This window comes from Propioniciclava sp. (assembly GCF_036744435.1).
Classification (GTDB): Bacteria; Actinomycetota; Actinomycetes; order Propionibacteriales; family Propionibacteriaceae; genus Propioniciclava.
In genome coordinates this window covers 1-4,731 of sequence record NZ_DAIOIA010000095.1, presented here as the reverse complement: position 1 = coordinate 4,731, position 4,731 = coordinate 1, and the positions used below count along the sequence as shown (strand labels likewise).

The following is a 4,731-nucleotide window of genomic DNA, read 5'->3' as shown; positions in this document are numbered from 1 at the left end:
CGGGGTCAATGCTTGTGGCCGCCAGCGGAGCCCTGGTTCATGAACAGCATCATCGCGCCCATCATCGCCATGCACAGCAGGGCGTAGCCGATGACGCCGCCGCCCGCCGCCCCGGTGGCGACGAGGAATCCGACGACAGCCAGCATCGGGGCGCACATCAGCAGGTGCATCCACCACCGGTGCCGCACGGGCTGGGCCGTAGGGGCCTGCTGCCCAACGGGCGGTGCCGGGGTGGTCGGCGCGAACGGGTCGGCGGCGAACCGGTCGTACGGGTCGCTGCCGGCCGGCGGGGCGGTGCGGTGGTCGGTGTGGTCGTGATTCATGGCAGGGACTCCTTGACGTCGGTCGGATCGTTACACCAACGAGGCTGGTCGACGAAGGTCGGGTCTGGTTGTGGGAACCGTCAAGGTCGCGTCAACGTTCCCGCTCAGCCGCGGTAGAGCAGGCCGATCATCATGCCCGCTTCGGCGTGATAGATGTTGTGGCAGTGGACCATCCAGTCACCGACGTTGTCGGCGTCCAGGTCGAGCGCCATCGACTGCATCGGCGCCAACAGCACCGTGTCCTTCCGCAGCCCCGACGGCAGCGCGAACGTGTGCCCGTGCAGATGCAGGGGGTGGGTCATCATCGTCATGTTCATCACGTTGAGCCGCAGCCGTTGCCCCTCACGCACGGTGAGCGGCTGGTTCTGCCCGAACGGGGCCCCGTTGATGCCCCACCGGTACGGGCTCATCGACCCCTCCAACGACATGTGCGCGGTGGCGTCCGGCGATCGTGAAGGCAGCCTCACCGACTCGTGGGGACGCAGGTCGGTGGCCAGCAGGATGCGCCCGGCCAGTTCGGCGGGCGACACGTCGGGGCCGGGGGCCTGACCCGAACCGGTCCTGACCAGGGCCAAGCCCTGGCCGCCCTCGGTCTTGCCGAACGGACGAGCCACCAGGGGGAACACGCCGTCGTCGAGGGTGACGAGGGCGTCGTAGCGCTCGCCCATGCCGAGGTAGAGGGCGTCGACCTCCCGCGGTTCCACGGGGAAGCCGTCGCCGTGGGTCACCGTCAGTCGGTGGCCGCCGAGCGCGACCGTGAAGATCGTGTCGGACGCCGCATTGATCAGCCGGATCCTGACGCGCTGGCCCGGCTTGGCCTCGAACGTGTCGGGTGCGGTGGGGACGCGTCCGTTGATCAGGAAGTAGGGGTAGGTGACGTCGCCGGCATCCCCCCACGGTTGCGGAGCGTTGCCGCCACCGTGACCGCCGTGGTCCATGCCCCCCATCCCACCCATGCCGCCCATGCCGCCGCTGGGGGCAGGGCCCCCGTCGGCGATCAGCTTCGCGAGGACGTCGTCGGGGGTGCGGCCGGTGCCGTCGACCCAGTCGTCCAGCACGACCACCCACTCGGCGTCGTAGGCTCCCGGCTCGTTCGGGTCGTCGACGATCAGGGGGGCGTACAGGCCGCGGTCGAGTTGAACGCCGACGTGCGGGTGGAAGAAGTACGTGCCGGGATCCGGCGCGGTGAACTCGTAGGTGAACGACCCGCCGGCCGGGACCGGGTCCTGCGTCATGCCGGGGACACCGTCGGCCTTGTTGTGCAGCCGGATCCCGTGCCAGTGGATGGTGGTGTCCGCGGGCAACTGGTTGTCAAGACGTATCCGGAGGAAGTCACCCGCGGTAGCCCTCACGAGCGGACCGGGCGCGGTGTCGCCGTAAGCCCAGGTAGGGACGGTGGGTCCGCCGAGGTCGAGGGTCACAGGCTTGGCGGTCAAGACCTGCTCGACGATCCGTTGCCCGGGTCTCGGGGTGGCCGGCGGGAGCGTCGGCATCGGGCCAGACGCGGAGGGGACGGGGCCGGGGGCCGGCGCGGAGGTGCAGCCCGTCAGGGCGGCGGCGCCGAGGCCGAGTCCGCCGAGCAGGAGCGTGCGTCGGGACATGCCAGTCATGGGTGCCTTTCGATGGGTGCTATTCGAGACGTTGAGGAGGAGTCGGTCCGGGCCGGCGGCTCGGCCGAAGCCCGAGGCTGCGAGCGCCCGGCGGTGGCGTCGTTCTCGGGTGCATCGCGGAATCGCGGCTCAGGCGCTTTTCCGCCCGCCAGGAACAGCGCGCGGATGCCCAACAGGACCACTGCCCAGAAGCCGGCCATGCCGATGAGCATGAGGACCCACATCTCCCAGCCCATAGCGCTCCCCTCTCCTGGCCTCCTGCCACTGTGGCCGCCTGCTGTGGCGCCGCCGTATGGCGCAGGTTCAGGTTCGGTCAAGATCGGACCACCTGGTGATGTCGCCCAGCGAACCCTGCCAACGCCGGCTGGGCGAGGCTGCGACGGCCTTGTCGGCCGTCGACAAGCTCGTCGAGCCCACCCGCCTACCGATGCGGCCATCAACCAACTGCACGGCGTTCACCTCACTCGTCCATGCAGGTCCCGCCTGACACCCCAGCCGCGCTCGGCACCCAATCGCAAATCGAAGGGGTCGCAATCCCGCCTCGAAGTCCCTCCCCGATAGGAGGCGCCGTACGGTTCCACGGCGCGGTCGAGAGAACGGCGTCCCTCCAGCGCTGGCTCGAACACCGGCTGGACACAGCGCCCGGCGCTGCCACATCGTCCGACCGGGACCTTCTCAAGATCGCATCAAGACCCGCGCGAGAGCCCGGCCCCGCCGACCGCCGGCGCGCCGGCCGCGGCCATACTGGCTGACATGAACAGAGAAGGTGCACTGCCGACCAAGGTGCTGGTCGTCGATGACGAACGCGCACTCGCCGCCGTCATCGCGTCCTACCTCACCCGCGCGGGCCACCAGGTCAGCCAGGCCCACACCGGCCCCGAGGCCCTCGACCAGGCCAGGGCCGAGGACCCCGACGTCATCGTGCTCGACCTCGGGCTGCCCGGCCTCGACGGCATCGAGGTGTGCCGCCAGATCCGCACCTTTTCCGACTGCTACATCCTGATCCTGACTGCTCGCGGCGACGAGGTCGACCGGCTCATCGGATTGTCCGTGGGGGCCGACGACTACCTCACCAAGCCCTTCAGCAACCGCGAACTCGTCGCCCGCGTCCAGACCGTGCTGCGGCGCCCCCGCCGCCCACCCGCCGCCGCCCCCGCGGTGGAGGATCAGCGTGTGTTCGGCGACCTGCGCATCGACGCCGCCGGCCACGAAGTGTGGATCGGCGACCACCCCGTCGCCCTCACCCGCACCGAGTTCGACATCCTCGACGTCCTGTCCGCCCAACCCCGCTTGGCGCTCAGCCGCCGCCAACTGATCGACGCCGTGTGGGACACCGCGTGGGTCGGCGACGAACACGTCGTGGACGTCCACGTCGCCAACCTCCGCAAGAAACTCGACGACGACCCGACCGAACCGCGCTACATCACCACCATCCGCGGCGTCGGCTACCGGATGGGACGAGGGTGACCCGCCTGCTTGAGGCGATCGCAGCGTGGCGGCTCGGCACCAGGCTGTTCGTCGCCCAAGCCATCGTCCTGTTCGCCATCGTGGCCAGCGCCGGCCTGACCGCCGCGATCATCGGGCCACCGCTGTTCCACGCCCACCTCCTGGACACGGGCCACCCGCCCGACTCTCCCGAGATCGTCCACATCGAACGCGCCTTCGCCGACGCCAGCATGATCTCCCTCACCGTCGGGCTGCTGGTCGCGCTCGCCGCCTCCCTCGGGATCTCGTGGTACCTGACCCGCCGCATCGGCCATCCCGTCGAGCTCCTGACCCAGGCGGCCGGCCGGCTCAGCCGTGGCGACTACGACGCCCGGGTCACCGTCACGGGCGGCGGCCCCGAGTTGAGCACCCTGGGCGACACGTTCAACACCATGGCCGACCGCCTCGGCGACGTCGAGAACACCCGCCGGCGCCTCCTGTCCGACCTGGCCCACGAAATGCGTACCCCCATCGCCACCCTCAACGCCCACCTCGAAGGGATCGCCGACGGTGTCCTCACCTGGGACGACAACACCCAAGCCGTCGTCGAGCAACAAGCCCAACGCCTCACTCGGCTCGCCCGCGACCTCGACGAGGTGTCCCGAGCCGAAGAAGGACGCATCGAACTCCAGACCAGCGTGCAACCGCTCACCGATCTGGTCGAGCCGGCGATCCGTCAGGCCAGGCACGCCTACGACACCAAAGGCGTCACCCTCACCGTCCGAGTCGACGACGTGCCGGTCCGAGCCGACCCCCAGCGCGTCGCCCAGATCCTCGGCAACCTGCTCACCAACGCCCTCCGACACACCCCCCAGGGGAGACGAGTCGACGTGACGTCAACCTCGACCCCGGACGCCGTGACCATCAGCGTCGCCGACACAGGCCAAGGCATGACCGCCGAACAACTCGCGCACATCTTCGAGCGCTTCTACCGCGGCGACGCCGCCAGGGAGGCCGACAAGGGCGGATCCGGCATCGGGCTCACCATCGCCAAAGCACTCGCCGAAGCCCACGGGGGCAGCCTCACCGCCACCAGCGACGGGGAGGGCACCGGCGCCACCCTGCGACTCACCCTCCCCAGGGAAACGCACCAATCGGGGCGGTGAGGGCAAGACCGTGACACCCGCTCCTCCGCTGTGGACGCTGACCGGACAGCCACTCATTGCGCCGGCGTCACGCCCTCGTCCGGGTGGCCTGCGAGCTGACGCCAAGCCGTCCGCGTCGTCCAGGAGACAGTAGGCAGAACGTCCGCTTCCATATGACACCCGGCACGACTCCGGGCCGAGGTCCACAGGTCGGTCATCAGGTATTTC

4 protein-coding genes are annotated in these 4,731 nt (G+C 69.8%); 2 read left to right on the top strand and 2 right to left on the bottom strand.

The window, feature by feature from the left end; translation table 11 throughout:
- Positions 1-5: 5 nt before the first annotated feature.
- Positions 6-323 (bottom strand): hypothetical protein, encoded by a 318-nt coding sequence (locus V7E09_RS11555; protein WP_232547448.1) that lies wholly within the window; start codon positions 321-323, stop codon positions 6-8.
- Between the two features lie 104 nt (positions 324-427).
- A complete protein-coding gene (locus V7E09_RS11550; protein ID WP_324523419.1) occupies positions 428-1,933 on the bottom strand; it encodes a multicopper oxidase family protein in 1,506 nt (501 codons plus the stop codon).
- A gap of 753 nt (positions 1,934-2,686) precedes the next feature.
- Here V7E09_RS11550 and V7E09_RS11545 point away from each other — a divergent pair.
- Together V7E09_RS11545 and V7E09_RS11540 are read left to right on the top strand one after the other, a co-directional pair.
- Positions 2,687-3,400, top strand: coding sequence for a response regulator transcription factor (locus tag V7E09_RS11545; protein ID WP_324523418.1), 714 nt, complete (start codon positions 2,687-2,689; stop codon positions 3,398-3,400).
- Positions 3,397-4,524, top strand: coding sequence for a sensor histidine kinase (locus V7E09_RS11540; RefSeq protein ID WP_324523417.1), 1,128 nt, complete (start codon positions 3,397-3,399; stop codon positions 4,522-4,524). Before V7E09_RS11545 ends, V7E09_RS11540 begins: the two co-directional genes overlap by 4 nt.
- Positions 4,525-4,731 lie beyond the last annotated feature (207 nt).

What these genes read in the sequence shown, in the direction of transcription:
- V7E09_RS11550 (WP_324523419.1), bottom strand. Translation starts at nt 1,933, where the DNA reads ATGACTGGCATGTCCCGACGCACGCTCCTGCTCGGCGGACTCGGCCTC.
- V7E09_RS11555 (WP_232547448.1), bottom strand. Translation starts at nt 323, where the DNA reads ATGAATCACGACCACACCGACCACCGCACCGCCCCGCCGGCCGGCAGC.
- V7E09_RS11545 (WP_324523418.1), top strand. Translation starts at nt 2,687, where the DNA reads ATGAACAGAGAAGGTGCACTGCCGACCAAGGTGCTGGTCGTCGATGAC.